We start from the raw sequence: 16,988 nt of genomic DNA, 5'->3' as shown, positions 1-16,988 counted from the left end.
TTATTTTAAAAAAAATTAATTATGTGACTTCAATTGTTTGTAAAAGGTTAATAATGTACGATAATAGGATGTTTATTGTGAATTTTTAACCAATAACCTATGTATATTTTTGCGTATTAATACTTATAAAAATAAAACTAAATATGAATAAAAATATTGTTAGTGCGAACAAGTGGAAATATAAACGAATTGTTCAATATTTGTCGTTAATAGTACTATTTGCCGCCTTGTAATCAGACGCTTTTTTTACTAATTCCACCACAGAGAAAATGAATAGATTGAAAAGACGCATGAAAGCGAAAGTGAGCACACAGAAACCTCTAATAATCAGTCATGTATCCGCCAGATGACACCAAATATGAAAAGGATTACGAACGCATTAGCATCGATTGAAGATACTATACTATCTCCGCAGCTATGGAAAATGGTAGAGCAATGGTCAATGGCTTTGCTGATTGAGAATGAAGAAAGGATTATTACTTATGTTAATGAGAGCTATTGCAACTTACTTAATATAAGTAAAAAGCCGGAAGAATTAATTGGGCAATCTTCCTTAGTACTGGTGGAGGAATTACGATATAATTACACCTATAGTGAAGAGGAACGAAAGGTTTTTCTTTCTATAGTTGAAGACAAAAAAATAGTTGAAAATTTTATCTATCCGGTGCAGGAAGATTTAATATTAGTGATTGACTTTATCCCATTATTAAACGAAGATAAGAAAGGTTGGTACATTTGGAAATTTCAAAAAAAAAGTAATAGTAGCCTTTTACACCGAGCAATTGAAGAGGAAAATAATAACTATTGGGCAATCATAGATAAGATGGATTTAGGGGTTTTGGAAGTAGATAATAATGACGTAATCGTTAGAGCTTATCCACGATTTTGCGAGATGGTAGGTTATACACAGGATGAATTATTAGGAAAAATTGCATCTAAAATTTTGATTCCAGAGGATTTACATGAGTTTATTACTGGACAAAATAGGGATCGAATTGAAGGGAGAACGGGTAACTATGAATTGCCTTTACTAAAAAAGAATGGCCAGTTGGTTTGGGCGATTGTCAATGGAGCTCCTTTATATAATTCAGAAGGTAAAGTATCAGGATCGATCGGGATTCATTACGACAATACGGAACGAAAAATTCTCATGGAGGATTTAGCGAAAGCTAAAAAATCTGCCGAGGACGCTCAGTATGCAGAGAAGCAATTTCTGGCTAATATGAGTCATGAAATAAGAACTCCGCTGAATGCAATTGTTGGGATGACTCATCTTCTGTATGATACGACTATTACAGAGGAGCAAAAAGAATACATTGATATTTTAAAATCTTCATCTACTGTTTTACAAAATATATTAACGGATATTTTAGATATTTCTGCCATTGAAAATAGAACACTAGAATTTCCAATAACCAATTTTGATTTACATCGATTAGTTTATTCATTATTTAAAATATTTGAAATTAGAAATACAAAAAAAGAATTAACTATTACCTTAAACTACGATCACACGATCGATTCAATGGTAGAAGGTAATGAAAGGGCTGTGTATCAAATATTGGCTAAAATAATTAATAATGCCTATAAGTTTACTGAAAAAGGATCTATTGAAATTATAGTAAAAAAATGGAAACAGGAAGGCGATATAGAAGTAATTCAGTTTGAAATTAAGGATACTGGTTTTGGTATTGAGGAAGATAAACTGGAGCTGATTTTTGATAAATTCAAGCAATTGCCTGACGATACAGGTTACAAATTTCAAGGGGTAGGACTAGGCCTGGCTCTGGTAAAGCAACTGGTAGATATGGCTGGTGGAACGATTTCTGTATCAACGGCCAAAGGAACAGGAACGCATTTTGTGTTACAGATACCCTTTAGAAAAGGCCAGCCTACGGGCCCTGAAGTGAGTCTGGGAACCAGCCCTTCAGAGCGTAAGATTTTGGTTGTTGATGACAACCTCATGAACCGCAAATACGTTTGTGGCCTGCTGGATAAGCAGGGCTATACCTACGAAATTGCTATTGATGGCCAGATGGCGGTACAAATGTTGTATCAACAAAAGTATGATCTGGTTTTGATGGACATACAGATGCCATTTCTGGACGGCTATGAAGCTACGATCATCATTAGGTCGACAGACAACGTCAATAAAGATGTCCCGATCATTGCCCTGACAGCGTCGGCCATGAAAGAACAAACCGATCATTCGCTCGAAGTCGGGATGAATGATTTCTTAACTAAACCCTTTACTCCAAAACAATTCATGGAGAAAATAGCCTACTATGTTTCTTCAGATTCTATTAGCCAGATGTCAGAAAGTCAATGGAATTACCATTCAGAATTAAACCAAAATTACCTGCACGAGTTGTACGGAGAAGAATGGTCTTATGCGTATGAAATGTTTCAGACATTCATGCAGGATGTATTACCCGAGTATAGTAAACTTCGCCCCTTGCTTGAACAGGAAGACTGGAAAGGTTTAGCCAGAGAAGCTCATAAATTGAACCCTCCACTGGCCATGGTAGGATTAACAGATTTACAGAAATACCTCAAAAACATTGAGATTCAACTTACTCAGGACGGTAAGGTAGATGATATTTGGGAAAAAATATCCTATTTCGAGAAAGAACTAACCCGCATGACTGTTATCTTAGCCCAAGAAGTTGACAGACTTGCCCATAAAACTGCTGCTCCATGAAATTAAAATGCGTTATTGTAGATGACGAATTGATGGCTCGGCTCTCCCTTGAACGCTTATGTGAAAAGCGAGAAGAGTTAGAAATCTTAGGAATATTTGATCAGCCTACGGAGTGCCTGAGTTTTTTAAGACAACAAGTCATTGATTTGCTTTTTTTAGATGTTGAAATGCCGGGTTTGAATGGATTAGAATTGCTGGACCAGCTTTCGTATATGCCATCAGTTATTCTGACTACTTCTAAAACAGAGTATGCGTTCGATGCTTTTCAATACCAGGTAACGGATTATCTTAAAAAACCTATTTCACTGCCTCGCTTTATGCAGGCTGTCGATAAAGCTATTGAGAAAAAAGTTTCTGTTAAAGTTGCTGCTGTAAAAGAAACGGATGTCAATGAAATTTATGTCAAAACAGAAGGACGATACATACGGATTGTTTATGACAATATTTTATATATCGAAAATGTAGGGGATTATGTAAAGATTCGGACCATTAATGGCTCGCATATTGTGTATGCCACGATGAAAAACCTGGAAGAAAAATTGAATCCTAAATACTTTTTCCGGGTGCACCGAAGCTTTATTATTAACCTTTCTAAAATTGTAGATATTGAAGAAAGTAATCTGGTTATTGCCGACAAAGTTATTCCTATTAGTCGAGCGAATAAGCCAGAGTTATTAGAGAAATTAAATATTCTTTAATAGAAGAATATGGAGCAGTAAAAAGGGTTGGCTATCGAAGCCAACCCTTTTGTGTTAGATGCTATAGCCAATAGTGTGTTTAATTTCCTTGAGGACGAAGGTGCTGTTTAGCGTTCCGATATTTTCCAGTTTGGACAACTTGTACTTCACGAAATCGTGGTAATCGTTCAGAGAACGGAGATTGATTTTTAATAAGAAATCAACCTGACCGGCCATGTGGTAACATTCCTGCACCTCTTCAAGCTCCTGAATGTTCTGTTCAAATTTTTCGATGAACGCTTCATTGTGATAACGCATAGAAACCTGGCAGAAGATCGTAATGGGCTGCCCTAGCATGGTTTTATCCAGAACTGCAACGTACTGTTTAATGTAGCCCAGCGTCTCCAGCCGTTTGATGCGTTCATACACCGGAGAGATCGTAAGGTTTAGCTCGGCTGCGAGTTCCTTGGTAGTCATTTTTGCGTCCTGCTGAAGCAGTCGGAGCAGGGTTCGGTCGAGATCGTCCAGGTTTTCCATAAGCGGATAAAAAGCTGCCAAAAATTTTTCTACAATGGGTTATTATAGAAATAGTGTTTCAGTGAATTTAATGGCAAATGTAGCTTGATGCGAGAATATTTTCTTATTTATTACATATGATTCCATAAATATTACTTTAAATATAGTTTTGCATCGGAAGAAGTTCTGTTGTGAATCAGAATGGAAGCCGTTTAAATGGTCGGTTCACACTTAATCCTTTTCTGACCTATGGATACTATTTTAGTTATTGGAGCCGGGGGGCAAATTGGTACTGTGCTAGTGCAGGCTCTCCAACAGAAGTTCGGCCTGAACCGGGTAGTCGCTTCTGATCTTAAAACACCCCAGGTGTTCTCTGGAATTTTTGAAACACTCGACGCCACGAAGGCTGAGGCTATCACAGCTTTGGTACGTCGCTATGAGGTAACTCAGATTTATCACCTGGCGGCTATCTTATCTGCGAGTGGGGAGGCAAATCCTATTCGTACCTGGGAACTGAATATGCAAACGGTACTGAACGTACTGGAAGTAGCTCGCGTAGAAAAAGTCAGTAAGGTCTTTATTCCCAGCTCTATTGCCGTATTTGGGCCATCGGCCAATCCGGTTAATACTCCTCAGCAGTCCTTTCTGGATCCTACGACTGTGTACGGAATCAGTAAGGTTGCCGCGGAAAACTGGATGCAGTATTACCATACGAAGTATAACCTGGATGTTCGATCCATTCGTTATCCGGGCGTGATTAGCTACCAGTCTATGCCCGGTGGGGGAACGACGGATTATGCCGTAGATATCTATCATAAAGCCGTTCAGGGTCAGGATTATGAGTGCTTCCTGTCGGAAGACACCCGTCTGCCCATGATTTATATGGACGATGCCATTCGGGCAACGCTGGAGTTGATGGAGGCAGATGCTGACCAGATCACCGTGCGTAATTCTTACAATTTAGCGGGGTTGAGTTTTACACCGGTGGAGGTTACGGCAGCCATTCAGCACTTTTTTCCAACGTTTCAGACGACTTACAAGCCGGATTTTCGTCAACAGATTGCAAATTCGTGGCCTCAAAGCATTGATGATTCCGCGGCTCGTCGGGACTGGGGTTGGAAACCAGCCTATGATTTGACACGAATGACCGAAGACATGATTCATCATCTGGATCATCAATACCATGCCGATTTAACTCAGGTCTAAATTTAGTAATGTATGTACGGATCTATTAAGGAAGAACTTCAACAGGAGCTGGCCGCCATTGAAGCCGCTGGTTTATATAAGAAAGAACGAATCATTGTGACGCCTCAGTCGGCAGTGATCGGAATTGTAAACGGAACGGAAGTACTGAACTTCTGTGCCAATAATTACCTGGGTTTGTCGTCACACCCGGACGTCATTCAGGCCGCTCACGAAACCATTGATTCTCATGGTTTTGGCATGTCTTCGGTTCGTTTTATTTGCGGTACACAAGACATCCATAAAGAACTGGAAAAGGCCACGGCTGAGTTTGTTGGAGCCGAAGACTGTATTCTCTATGCTGCTGCTTTTGATGCCAATGGAGGCGTTTTTGAGCCTTTACTCAATGAGCAGGATGCCATTATTTCGGATGAACTGAATCATGCTTCCATCATTGATGGGATTCGTTTATGCAAGGCCAAACGTTTCCGTTACAAAAATAACGACATGGCCGATCTGGAAGCCCAATTGAAGGCTGCTGCTGGATCGCGTCGTATCCTGATTGTCACGGATGGCGTGTTTTCCATGGATGGCACCATTGCCCAGTTGGATAAAATCTGCGATCTGGCCGATCAGTATAACGCAATGGTCATGGTAGACGAATGCCACGCCAGCGGTTTTATTGGTAAAACAGGCCGCGGAACGCCAGAATATAAAAATGTCTTTGGTCGCATTGACATTATTACCGGAACGTACGGAAAAGCCTTAGGCGGTGCTTCGGGTGGATTTACGGCGGCTCGAAAAGAGATTGTTGATCTGCTGCGTCAGCGTTCGCGTCCGTATTTGTTTTCCAATACGCTGGCTCCGGCCATTGTAGGAGCTTCGCTGAAGGTGCTGGATTTATTAAAGTCTTCTACGGCTTTACGCGATAAACTCGAAGAGAATGCCCGTTACTTCCGGCAGGAAATGACCGCCGCTGGTTTCGATTTATTGCCCGGAGAGCACCCCATCATTCCCGTAATGCTATACGACGCTCCCTTAGCTCAGGAATTTGCTGCGAAGTTACTGGAAGAAGGCATTTACGTCATTGGTTTCTTCTATCCAGTAGTACCTCAGGGAAAAGCCCGGATTCGGGTGCAAATCTCCGCAGGTCATGAACGTGAACACCTGGAAAAAGCAGTGGCTGCGTTTACGAAAGTGGGTAAGGAACTCGGCGTTATTAAATAAGTATTGATTATTAGTTGATGGGTACTTCCCATCAGCTAACAGATTTTTTGGTTTTCATAGTTACACTTCAACGAAAATTTAAAAGCCATGACTGATTCAGCCATGGCTTTTTCGTTTTAGGCCTGTTCAGTATAGATATATTCTTTCTGAATCATTTCTCAATAAGGCTTTATAAGCCTGGCTTGTAATGCAAGCCAAACGAGATACTCATTAAATCAGGATAACCTGGAACAAAAGAGAGTGCAAAGTCGCATTTCCTGGTTAGCGTATACTTGTACTCGAACTCACCGCCATACCAAAGGAAAAGGTGTTGCCAGGGGTCATCAATGTCTCCCCGAAATCGATTCAAGTTCTTGTAACCCTTGAGCCGAAGCCAGTTTTTACGAAAAACTAAAGTTGGACCAATCCCACCGTATAGGCTATGTTTTTCTGTTTTAAAAATTTTAGCTCTTATACCCACGTGTTCAAATCCACCTAGCTGAGCGGCACAATCAGCGTACAAAGCACTCGCTATTTTTACGGAAAGAATATCCTTCACGATGAATTTCTCGTAAGATAAAACACCTCCAATGTTTAGGACCAGATAACCCTTGCTATCGAATCGGCGGGGCATTAAAAATGCATTTTCTCTTTCTCCTTTGGGGTGAATAGACAAACCGAAAAACTTTAATCCGAAATTATCCTGAGCCTTGGAAGAAACACTAATTAACCCCAACCACAGGGCTATGAATAGGGCCAGTTTCATTTTAGCATTCTAAGACGTAGATGTAATGTAAATGTCTGATTAGTAGCTGGCAAAAGTAAGAATTAAACTTTCGCTGCTAGATATAAATGAATATTCAGTAAAGCACAGGCGTTACGCATCAGGCCCATAGCTTCTTTCAGGGGGACAACTTTCGTAAGAATGAATTCGTCGTGATCGGCTCCGGTGGTTTGGGCGTCATAACTGAAAATTTCCTCGCGGCTTAGCTCCAGTTCGACGTAGAAAAAGTACATGGCTTCGTCGCTCGTGCCGCTGCTGGGAAACAAGGGTTTTTCATTCAGTTGATGAACCTGATCAGCAGTAACAATTAACCCGGTTTCTTCCTGAATTTCCCGCACGGCCACATCAAGCGGTAAGTCCGAACCATCCACCATGCCGGCGGGGTGTTCGTACATGTAACTCCCGTCGCAAATGCGGCGTTGTTGCACCAGCAGCAGGTATTTTTCTTTTGTTTCTTTATCAATCAAACAGGTAAGGATCGAAATAACTTCCCCCTTGATAAAGCAGAGCGGAAGAATTTTATGGCCTTCAGGAACCGTCGCATCCAGATTGAATAACCCGAAAAGCAAGTCACCATCGGAACGATATTTTGTGAATAACTCTTCCGTGCCGTGAATAATAACGCCGTTGCGTTGGAGGTTCTTTAACCAGAGTTTAAACTTGGTGGATTGTGCGTAGTCGCCCATCTTGTTTTTATTAATCTTATAAGAATGGCTCAAATTACTCGTTTTCCCTGCAACGGACGATAAAACAACTGCATCTTTGTTATGAAAAATATGATCATGAATCTTATGAAATCTTATCAATTAGTGGCCTTCGGGCTTTTAGCCTCCCTGTCTGGTTACGCTCAGCAAACCAAAACGATTGATATTAAGTCCTTTAATAAAGTCAGAATTCTGGGATGCGTAACAGCCGAGTTATTAAAGAATGACAGTCCATCACTGGTAATCACCACCCCAAAATCGCTGGACGATTCTAAAGTAACCGTTGAAACGAAGAACGATGAGTTAATCATCCGTCAGAATTGGGAAAAGGAAGTTGTTAAGAAAGGGGATTGCCGGACCAGTGACATTCACGTAAGTCTGGCTTACACTAATCTTGAATCACTGTATACGGGTGTGGGTGCCGATGTGAAAGTATTGCAGGTGGTGCAAACCCGCGATCTGGATCTTCAGGCGGCTACCGGAAGCCAGATTACCCTCGAAGCCGACGTTCGCAATCTGAAGGCGAAAGCTGCTCAGGGGGCTGTTCTGGAATTGTCGGGCAAGGCTTCTGAACAACAAACCAGTGTAAATACCGGTGGAGAAATTCACGCTTATAACTTAACAAGTGAGGACGCTTTCGTAAAAGCCAACACGGGCGGAGTGGCGTGGATTACCGTTACGCAACGGCTGGATGCCTCGGCTAATACCGGCGGAGCCGTTCGTTACAAAGGAAAGCCTTCCCGGAAGAACGTCAGTTCTAATTTGGGCGGCGAGGTGAAAGCCGAGTAGTTCATAGTTTTTAGCGACCGCGGTTGTTAGTTATTAGATTGATATTCTTGGCTTTATGGTTAAGTCATAGATTATTCAATAACGATAAAAACTTACTAGCAAGAACATCCCGAAAGTTTTAAACTTTCGGGATGTTCTTGCTAGTAACGCCCAGTGGGCAGAGGAATCACGGGTAAGCTTTCATTTCCGCCTTCCGTGATGGATTGAACGGCGAAGAAATAAGAGTCACGCGAGTAGGGGAGCGTAATCGACGTATCCGTCACGAAAAACTTCTTTTGCCAGAAAGGCTGATAGGTTTCCCGCATTAACACATAATAGCCCTTCACTTTTCCGCTTTTCGGAGCTTTCCAATTCAGTTTAGCATAATTGGCCGATCCTTTTACTTCAATCTTGACCTCCTGAGGCATTTGTGGAGCTTTGGCTAAGTTTGCCAGGGTGGCCAGGTTAACTCCGGCATTTTTACGGAGGTATTCAAAATCCATGAACTTGATCAAATCGCCGTATTCTTTACCTTTTTCGGTATGAATATCCTGGTGTTGGTGATCAAAGTTTTCATTCATTTCAGTAATACGAACCGCCGCAAATCCACGATTGACAAAAGGCGTATGATCACCCCCGCGTTGAAAACGGTCGTTTCGGTAAATCAAAACCACTTCCAGATTTTCAACGTAACGTTCGCCCACCTCTTTCATGTAACGAGCTAACTGACGAGTTTTTCCGTCGTTTTCCGCCCCAATGGACCGAATTGTAGCGGCCTGCTCGGCAGTCTGGTAGGCGGGTAAGCCTTCACTGAAAACCCGAAGTCTCGTGTTATCAATAACACTCGTTTCACTTCCAGCTGAGGAACCCATGGTATCGTTATTGAGAATGGCTTCCAGATTCCATTTTTTATCAACGGCCTGTTGAGCATAATAATCCGCTCCGTATAAACCCTGTTCTTCTCCGCTCACAATCAAAAAGACAAGGGTAGCCGGAAATTTGGCCTGAGCCATAACCCGAGCCAGCTCCAAAGCCGTGGCTACTCCAGACGCATCGTCATTGGCACCGGGCGAATCAATATCCCGGTTCATAATGTCGAAAGCACGGGAATCGATGTGGGCAGAAATAACAAAAACGCGATCATCCGCAGGATCGGTGCCTTTTAAGGTAGCGACGACATTGGCAATTTCGTGTTCCTTATCAATCCGGCGACCGTCGGGTTTTAAGGTCCAGCTTTGTAGTTCTGCGGTTAAACGGCCACCGGAGTTTTTAGCGTAAGATTGAAATTTGGAAAGCGTCCATCGACGAGCCGCTCCAATTCCTTTTGTGGCATCCGTGACTGAACTCATGGTGTGACGAGAGCCAAAGGAAACCAGTTTTTCTACACTGGCTTTCATGGAATCTGCCGAAATAGCTTTGACATAACGCTCAATTTCCGGGTCGCGATTCACTATTTCCTGAGCATGACTAACAAGTGGGAGGAAGAAAGCTCCGAGGAGCAGGTAACGTTTGAACATACGATCTCAAAAGTATTGGTCAGTGATGAAGCAAAGTAATACTTCTGAGCTCATTCCGATGGGAGAATAGATGGGCTGGGGAATTTAGGATGGAAAACCCTGAAGAAAGGCTACGAATGTCAGTATAGCTATAAAACAAAATAAGGCCGAGCGAAACGCTCAACCTTATCCCACTTAACCTCTAAACCTATTTTACTATGAAAAAACGCTAACCTCTTGTGAATAATACGACACGGCCTCTTTCACTTATCTTTCCTTCGTGTCTGGTTTTGGAACTCTTCACTAGTAAACATAGTTCCAAAAAATGCATTCCAAAGAGAACAAATCCTGCGAAATGAAATTTCTGCAATTTCGCTAAAGCTTTCGAAAAGAAACTATTTTTTGAAAACTTAATTTTACTGCAAAATCAAATCTTCAACTTCTTTTCTGGTAACTACCACAAAGTTACAAATCATTTCTGATACTTCCTGGTATTTTACAATTTACTTGTCCTCGTTTGACATTACAAATGTAGATACACTAATTTAAAAGTCCAAACTTGGAAAATTACAATTTCAAAATATTATTCGGAATAATATCCTATTTTAAAAGCACTATTACGAAAAATTTGATACAAAAAGACCGCTAGGTAAAATATTATATGGATAAATATGGAATAAAGTTCCTGAAAATATTACTTTCCAAAAATTGAAAATTCTTTAATAAGTACAATCATTCGTTAAAATTATTCATCGTCTTGTCAATTCCTAAAGTGCAAAAAGACAAAAGAATGTCAATGCATTTATCCAGACGCTCGGGAATTAACTCTAATTCAGCTTTCGGAAATTCACCCAAAACGTAATCCGCCTGTCGTCCTTTCGGGAAATCGCCTCCGACACCAAACCGTAAACGAGCGTATTGATCCGTACCAAAAATTTCCTGAATATTTCGTAACCCGTTGTGCCCGCCGTGCGATCCTTTGGAACGAACGCGAAGTTTTCCGAAGGGAAGGGCAATGTCATCCGTAATAGTTAACGTATTTTCAATGGGAATTTTTAATTCCTTCATCCAGTAGTTAATCGCCTTCCCGCTCAGGTTCATGTACGTAGTAGGCTTGATCAGGTATATCGTACGACCTTTATACTTGAGTTCCGCTCCGTAAGCCAGTCGGCCTATGTCAAATTTTAATCCTTCCTGAGCCGCCAGCCGATCCAGAACCATAAACCCGATGTTATGACGGGTCAGGGCATATTCCGGGCCAATGTTTCCCAGACCCGCGATGAGATACTTCATGTATTTTTAGATTAAACGGATAAATTTCTTTGGCACATTGTACAGAAGATCAACGCATCCGCAATTATTTCGCAATTGAAAAGCGAATTTCGCCCCTTAGGATTCCTAAATCCTAATTTCGTTTGCCTAATTTTGCCATCCTATGCAGCGACGATTGCTTCTTGCCAGTCCCTTGTTGGAAATCACAATTAGTCGATTGTGCCAACAACTTATTGAGAATCACCAATTATTTGCAGATACCGTTATTCTGGGTCTGCAACCCCGGGGTATTCATCTGGCCCAACGAATTCATCAGGAACTACAACAGACCACCGGAACGACTATCCCTTTCGGTTGGCTCGACGCTACTTTTCACCGGGACGACTTCCGCCGCCGGGAGTCAATCGTTCGTCCGAACCAGACTAAAATTCCTTTTACCATTGAAGGGAAAAAGGTAATTCTGGTGGACGACGTGATTGCGACAGGTCGGATGGTACGGGCCGCTCTGGATGCCATGACCTTCTTTGGTCGCCCGGAACGCATTGAACTGGCGGTATTGATTGACCGTCGATACAATCGTGATATTCCTCTCGCTCCAGATTACGTAGGTATGAAAGTCAACACGCTCGATACGCAGCGGGTAATCGTGGAATGGAAAGAACAAGGCCACGAGAAAGACGGCATTTGGCTCAGTGATTAATGGAATAGATGTTTCCCCCTCCGATCTTTTTGAGGGGGCTTTTTTTGAATACACCATTTGTTTTCGCTCATCAACGGAAACTTAATTTATACGAACGTGCTAAGTACAAGACATTTACTAGGCATTAAAGACCTCACTGAAGAGGATATTCAGCTCATCTTCCAAACCGCTGACGAGTTTAAGGAAGTGCTCAATCGCCCCATTAAGAAGGTTCCTTCCCTGCGTGACCTTACCATTGCAAACGTCTTTTTTGAAAACTCTACGCGTACCCGTCTGTCGTTTGAGCTGGCCGAAAAACGTCTTTCTGCTGACGTAATTAATTTTTCATCTTCAGGAAGTTCGGTAAAAAAAGGGGAGACCCTGCTGGATACGGTGAATAACATCCTGTCTATGAAAGTAGATCTGATCGTGATGCGTCACAGTTCACCCGGAGCACCGCATTACCTGTCTACACGCATTCCTGCTAATGTGGTAAATGCGGGCGACGGTACGCACGAACACCCCACGCAGGCCTTGCTGGATGCATTTTCCATTCGTGAAAAACTGGGTGATGTGGCGGGTAAGAAAGTGGCGATCATTGGCGATATTTTGCACTCTCGCGTAGCACTTTCGAATATTTTCTGTCTGAAAAAACTGGGTGCCGAAGTAATGGTTTGCGGTCCGAGCACGTTGATCCCTCGGTACATTCGTGATCTGGGCGTCATCGTTTCGCATGACGTTCGCGAAGCCTTACGCTGGTGCGACGTAGCGAACGTACTACGGATTCAACTGGAACGTTTGCAGGTGAAATACTTTCCAAGTCTGCGGGAATATTCGTTGTATTATGGCATAACCAAAGCCATGCTGGATGAACTGGATAAACCCATTGTATTAATGCACCCCGGCCCCATTAACCGTGGGGTGGAGTTAAGCTCCGATGCCGCTGATTCTCCTGAGCATTCCATTATTTTGAATCAGGTAGAAAATGGCGTAGCTACGCGGATGGCAGTGTTATATCTATTGGCTGCTCAGCGTTAATAGATTCATCGCGTTCGTTAATCGAATGCGTAGGGAAGGGGTAGTGATACCTGTAATAATAGGTTGACTAATAATTAATTTTGTGCGGATTAGACGCGATCAATCGCGTCTCTACAGTAAAAAAGGGATCGAATTTCGATCCCTTTTCTTTTTTATCTACATATAACTCAAAACAAATAAACTCCAAACGCTCTACCCAATCAGTCGTTTTAAGCTAGCTAGGATCACTACAATACCTACCATAATCATCATGGCCTTGAGGGGTAACTTACTGGCCAGACGAGCCGCGATGGGAGCCGCAATCACTCCTCCGAGAATTAAGCCCAGGATTACCTGCCACTGCGAAAGTCCGATGACTAAAAAGAAAGTCAAGGAAGAAGAGAAGGAGATAAAAAATTCAGCCAGATTGACCGAGCCAATCGTATACCGGGGATGCCGACCCGATGCAATCAGAGTAGATGAAACGATAGGTCCCCAGCCGCCACCGCCAATGGAGTCCATAAATCCACCAAACCAGGCCAGGGGGCCAATCATTTTGATCGGGTTCTTTTTCTGACGCTTGATGAGGGCTTTGCGGATAATGACGATCCCCAGGATGAGGGTATAAACGGAGACGGCGGGTTTTACGTAGTCCATGTATTCTTCCAGCACCGAAGAAAGCAAATAAGCCCCTAATACCGCTCCAATGACGCCGGGAATCAGAATAACTTTAAATAGCTTGGCATTCACGTTGCCGTATTTCAGGTGCATATAACCCGAAACGCCGCTGGTAAATATTTCGGAAGTATGGACACTCATGGAAATCACGGAAGGGGAAACGCCTACGCCAGCCAGAAAAGTAGCGGCTGAAACGCCATACGCCATGCCCAGAGCTCCATCCACCATCTGAGCCAGAAAGCCACCGAGAACATACCAGAGAATATCAACGGTAATAGAATTGAAAGCGGTAATGATGTTCTCTACTGTCAGAAATTTGAAGATCAAATGACCGACAATCATTAATGCCAGGGCATTAACTATATGAATAAAAACCTCCGCAGGTTTACGTTCTCTTTTCCAGAGCGTAATGATGGCTTCTTCAAACGGGTTTTTTCGACGCACTTTAGCTTTCGAAGGTCTAGGTTGGGTCGATTGAATGAGGTCTGGCGTGGATTCCATGCAGTATTGTTTACCTACAAAAATAGTAGAGTATTTACTACTCCACCAAATTAGTAGAATAATATATTCACGATTTAACAAATCCTTAAGCTTGCAGACGATGCTGGTAGATGTGTAATGGTCTGTATTTTAGATGGTTATAGTAATTTTCATAAAAAAGGGAGCTTCCTGAAAGCTCCCTTTTTTATGAAAATTAAAATGATCGCTACTGTTTGATGTAAATCACTTTTTGTGCGGCCTGAATGCCATCCTGATCAAATTGCCGTTTGATTTGTTCCTGCATAAAGTAATAAGTATCCCAGTAATGAGCAGGAGTGGTCCAGACACGAACATCATACGTAGCCGAATCGGGCTGAAGTTTGGTTAGTAACACATCATGTGGTCGGTCTTTCAGAGCATGAGGGCAAGCGTCTACTGCTTTCTGAATGGCCGATTTGGTGGCTTCCAAGGTATTCTGACTTCCCACCCCAAAGACCATATCCACCCGGATTATACCTTTGCCGGAAATATTCGTTAAAGGGCTGGTCGATAGGGGCCCGTTGGGGATAATGATGGTTTTATTATCGGGAGTAACTAAAATGGTGTTAAAAATCTGAATGGCTTCCACGACCCCTGTAAATCCCTGTGCTTCTATCAAGTCACCCACCCGAAAAGGTTTAAAAATCAGAATCAACACGCCTCCTGCAAAGTTCGCCAGACTTCCCTGCAAGGCCAGCCCTACGGCTAAACTCGCCGCACCCAGAATGGCTACAAAAGAGGTCGTTTCAATCCCCAGAATGCCCGCACAGCTCAGCAGAAGCATGACATTCAGTAGGACATTAATCATGGAAGAAAGAAAAGGTTGTACGTCCCGATCGATCTTACTTTGATTCATGCGACTGGACAAAAACCGGATCAATTTTCCGATGATAAAACGACCGATCAGAAATGTAGCTAAGGCAAGTAATACTTTCCCGCCGTATTGGGATATAGCCAGAAGGGCAACGTTTTTAGCGTTTTCTAAATCCATTTTGGATTACTATTAAGGGTAAAGGCTGCTTTTAAATCGGGGTAATATTAAATCTTATTGTCTAATATAATAACTAATATCAATATTTATTAGTAAACGGTACGTTTGGCTCTGATACAGAATTGGTAAAAAGAGGGGAGATTTTTGAACTAAAAAAGCTAAAGCTGCTTTTAAAAAGTAAAACTCTGATTGTCAAATATTTAAAATATTTAACATATAAAAGTATATTAATCTACTTATTTTATAGGATAAATAGTTTTAATTTGCTGTATCAACCGAAAAGCCATGAACAATCCTATTATTGACTTAAAAATTCAGGGTAATTCCAGCCGCCTGCTGGTATATGAAGTACTGAATGCCGTTAGCCGCCGAAAAGGGAATCGCGTTCGCCAGGTCGATTTCGATTATCAGGAGCATACCCAACGCGGCATCATCAAAGTGGAGCTACATGAACCTGAACAAGTATTAATTCGAAGAATACTGGCCGTTTCCGGCGTTTCTAAAGTGTTCCCGATTACCGCATAAGATTACCCAATTTTTTGCGTACATAACCATAAATTCTATGAAAGGTCTGGACTTCAACATTCTCGCCTTTGCCATCCCACTATTCGTTTTTTTCATTGGCTTAGAGTATTATCTATCCTTACGTCAACAAAAAAAAGTCCATCACTTTGCCGATTCCGCTACCAACGTTGGGGTAGGCATAGCCGAACGGCTTAGCGACTTGTACGTTAGCAGTCTTTTCTATTACGTCTTCGACTTTATTCATCAGCATTTTGCCCTTTTTGACATTAAGGAGAACGCCTGGACGTTCATTCTGCTTTTTCTGGCGACAGATCTGGTCTGGTACTGGTACCATCGCTTTGCCCACGAGATTAACCTTTTCTGGGGTGTTCACGTGGTGCATCATCAAAGCGAGGAATTCAATTATACCGTTGCCGCACGGATCACGGTTTTCCAGGCCATCGTCCGGGGAGCTTTCTGGTGCGTCTTACCGCTAATTGGATTTTCTGCGGAGATGATTACGGTGTTATTACTCATTCACGGAGCCTATCCCTTCTTTACGCATACCCAATTGGTAGGAAAATTGGGCTGGCTGGAATACATTTTCGTTACTCCTTCGCACCACCGCGTTCATCACGCCAGTAATGAAATATATCTTGATAAAAACTACGGCGATGTGCTGATTATCTGGGATAAGATTTTTGGTACGTTCGTCGAAGAAACCGAAACGCCAGTCTATGGCTTAACGAAGCCTTTAAAGAGTTATAGTTTTCTCTGGCAGCATTTCCATTTTTTAATGGAGATTGCACTTTCAGTGAAAAAGACGCCCGGTTTTCTGAATAAACTCGGTGTCGTTTTTGGAAAGCCAGCTAACTTCGATCCTAATGTCAGGGGAGAACTGGAGGAAATATTTCTGTCTCAACAACCGGAAGTGGTGGTCAGTCGCCACATGCGAATTTACGTTATTGCTCAACTGGTGACCGTCTCCGTACTGCTCTTTTTCCTGATTTTACTGGATCATTACTGGCCCTCAAGTATTCGTATCGGCGGCGGCGTTTTTATTCTGCTAACGCTGATTAACATCGGTGCGATTTTAGAAAAAAAAACCTGGGTTTTGTATCTGGAGTACGCTCGCATTTGTGGCCTGATTCTGATGTTCTATGCTTTTACCGAAAATGCCTGGCTATTGGTGGGACTAAACGTGATTAGCGTAGTACTAGTCTTTACTTCGGGTTTTCTGCGTCGTCAATACGTGCATTGGGTGTACGAATAAATCAATGATGAAATCATCAGT

Annotated in this window: 16 protein-coding genes; 9 read left to right on the top strand and 7 right to left on the bottom strand. The window is 42.3% G+C overall.

What is annotated here, in order from left to right; all coding sequences use genetic code 11:
* The first annotated feature begins 358 nt into the window (after positions 1-358).
* Together QE357_RS12105 and QE357_RS12100 are read left to right on the top strand one after the other, a co-directional pair.
* Complete coding sequence (locus QE357_RS12105) at positions 359-2,701, top strand: response regulator (RefSeq protein ID WP_309707710.1); 2,343 nt, start codon at positions 359-361, stop codon at positions 2,699-2,701.
* Positions 2,698-3,399: a LytTR family DNA-binding domain-containing protein gene (locus tag QE357_RS12100; RefSeq protein WP_309707708.1), complete on the top strand. Its 702-nt coding sequence runs from the start codon at positions 2,698-2,700 to the stop codon at positions 3,397-3,399. Before QE357_RS12105 ends, QE357_RS12100 begins: the two co-directional genes overlap by 4 nt.
* Before the next feature lie 54 nt (positions 3,400-3,453).
* Here QE357_RS12100 and QE357_RS12095 read toward each other — a convergent pair whose 3' ends face one another.
* A complete protein-coding gene (locus QE357_RS12095) occupies positions 3,454-3,915 on the bottom strand; it encodes an Lrp/AsnC family transcriptional regulator (protein ID WP_106638304.1) in 462 nt (153 codons plus the stop codon).
* A gap of 228 nt (positions 3,916-4,143) precedes the next feature.
* Between QE357_RS12095 and QE357_RS12090 the strand changes: the two genes are divergently transcribed.
* Both QE357_RS12090 and kbl read left to right on the top strand, forming a co-directional pair.
* On the top strand, positions 4,144-5,100 hold the full coding sequence (locus QE357_RS12090; protein ID WP_307143242.1) for an NAD-dependent epimerase/dehydratase family protein: 957 nt from the start codon (positions 4,144-4,146) through the stop codon (positions 5,098-5,100).
* A 12-nt stretch (positions 5,101-5,112) separates the two neighbouring features.
* Positions 5,113-6,303, top strand: a complete 1,191-nt coding sequence (kbl, locus tag QE357_RS12085) for a glycine C-acetyltransferase (RefSeq protein ID WP_106638274.1) — start codon at positions 5,113-5,115, stop codon at positions 6,301-6,303.
* Between the two features lie 169 nt (positions 6,304-6,472).
* On the opposite strand, the gene QE357_RS12080 is transcribed toward kbl, so the two are convergent.
* Complete coding sequence (locus tag QE357_RS12080) at positions 6,473-7,048, bottom strand: hypothetical protein (RefSeq protein WP_309707705.1); 576 nt, start codon at positions 7,046-7,048, stop codon at positions 6,473-6,475.
* A 62-nt stretch (positions 7,049-7,110) separates the two neighbouring features.
* Positions 7,111-7,752 carry an NUDIX hydrolase gene (locus QE357_RS12075; RefSeq protein WP_106638276.1) on the bottom strand — a complete coding sequence of 214 codons (642 nt, stop codon included), beginning with the start codon at positions 7,750-7,752 and terminating at the stop codon, positions 7,111-7,113.
* A 105-nt stretch (positions 7,753-7,857) separates the two neighbouring features.
* Here QE357_RS12075 and QE357_RS12070 point away from each other — a divergent pair, with 105 nt between their 5' ends.
* On the top strand, positions 7,858-8,559 hold the full coding sequence (locus QE357_RS12070; protein ID WP_157830461.1) for a head GIN domain-containing protein: 702 nt from the start codon (positions 7,858-7,860) through the stop codon (positions 8,557-8,559).
* Between the two features lie 140 nt (positions 8,560-8,699).
* On the opposite strand, the gene QE357_RS12065 is transcribed toward QE357_RS12070, so the two are convergent.
* On the bottom strand, positions 8,700-10,055 hold the full coding sequence (locus QE357_RS12065) for a M28 family metallopeptidase (RefSeq protein ID WP_309707701.1): 1,356 nt from the start codon (positions 10,053-10,055) through the stop codon (positions 8,700-8,702).
* Between the two features lie 711 nt (positions 10,056-10,766).
* Positions 10,767-11,327, bottom strand: coding sequence for an aminoacyl-tRNA hydrolase (gene pth / locus QE357_RS12060; protein ID WP_106638279.1), 561 nt, complete (start codon positions 11,325-11,327; stop codon positions 10,767-10,769).
* Positions 11,328-11,469: 142 nt separating this feature from the next.
* Between pth and pyrR the strand changes: the two genes are divergently transcribed.
* Both pyrR and QE357_RS12050 read left to right on the top strand, forming a co-directional pair.
* Positions 11,470-12,006 carry a bifunctional pyr operon transcriptional regulator/uracil phosphoribosyltransferase PyrR gene (pyrR, locus tag QE357_RS12055; RefSeq protein WP_106638280.1) on the top strand — a complete coding sequence of 179 codons (537 nt, stop codon included), beginning with the start codon at positions 11,470-11,472 and terminating at the stop codon, positions 12,004-12,006.
* A gap of 96 nt (positions 12,007-12,102) precedes the next feature.
* Positions 12,103-13,023 carry an aspartate carbamoyltransferase catalytic subunit gene (locus tag QE357_RS12050; protein ID WP_106638305.1) on the top strand — a complete coding sequence of 307 codons (921 nt, stop codon included), beginning with the start codon at positions 12,103-12,105 and terminating at the stop codon, positions 13,021-13,023.
* A gap of 192 nt (positions 13,024-13,215) precedes the next feature.
* Here QE357_RS12050 and QE357_RS12045 read toward each other — a convergent pair whose 3' ends face one another.
* Both QE357_RS12045 and QE357_RS12040 read right to left on the bottom strand, forming a co-directional pair.
* Complete coding sequence (locus QE357_RS12045; protein WP_106638281.1) at positions 13,216-14,181, bottom strand: sulfite exporter TauE/SafE family protein; 966 nt, start codon at positions 14,179-14,181, stop codon at positions 13,216-13,218.
* 205 nt (positions 14,182-14,386) lie between these two features.
* Positions 14,387-15,190: a mechanosensitive ion channel family protein gene (locus QE357_RS12040; RefSeq protein ID WP_106638282.1), complete on the bottom strand. Its 804-nt coding sequence runs from the start codon at positions 15,188-15,190 to the stop codon at positions 14,387-14,389.
* A gap of 285 nt (positions 15,191-15,475) precedes the next feature.
* On the opposite strand from QE357_RS12040, the gene QE357_RS12035 reads away from it, so the two are divergent.
* Together QE357_RS12035 and QE357_RS12030 are read left to right on the top strand one after the other, a co-directional pair.
* Entirely contained in the window at positions 15,476-15,715 is a 240-nt protein-coding gene (locus tag QE357_RS12035) for a hypothetical protein (RefSeq protein WP_309707697.1), read from the top strand.
* Between the two features lie 37 nt (positions 15,716-15,752).
* A complete protein-coding gene (locus QE357_RS12030; protein ID WP_309707696.1) occupies positions 15,753-16,967 on the top strand; it encodes a sterol desaturase family protein in 1,215 nt (404 codons plus the stop codon).
* Positions 16,968-16,988 lie beyond the last annotated feature (21 nt).

Source organism: Siphonobacter sp. SORGH_AS_0500 (genome assembly GCF_031453245.1).
Taxonomy (GTDB): domain Bacteria; phylum Bacteroidota; class Bacteroidia; order Cytophagales; family Spirosomataceae; genus Siphonobacter.
This window is presented reverse-complemented; position numbering and strand designations above follow the sequence as displayed.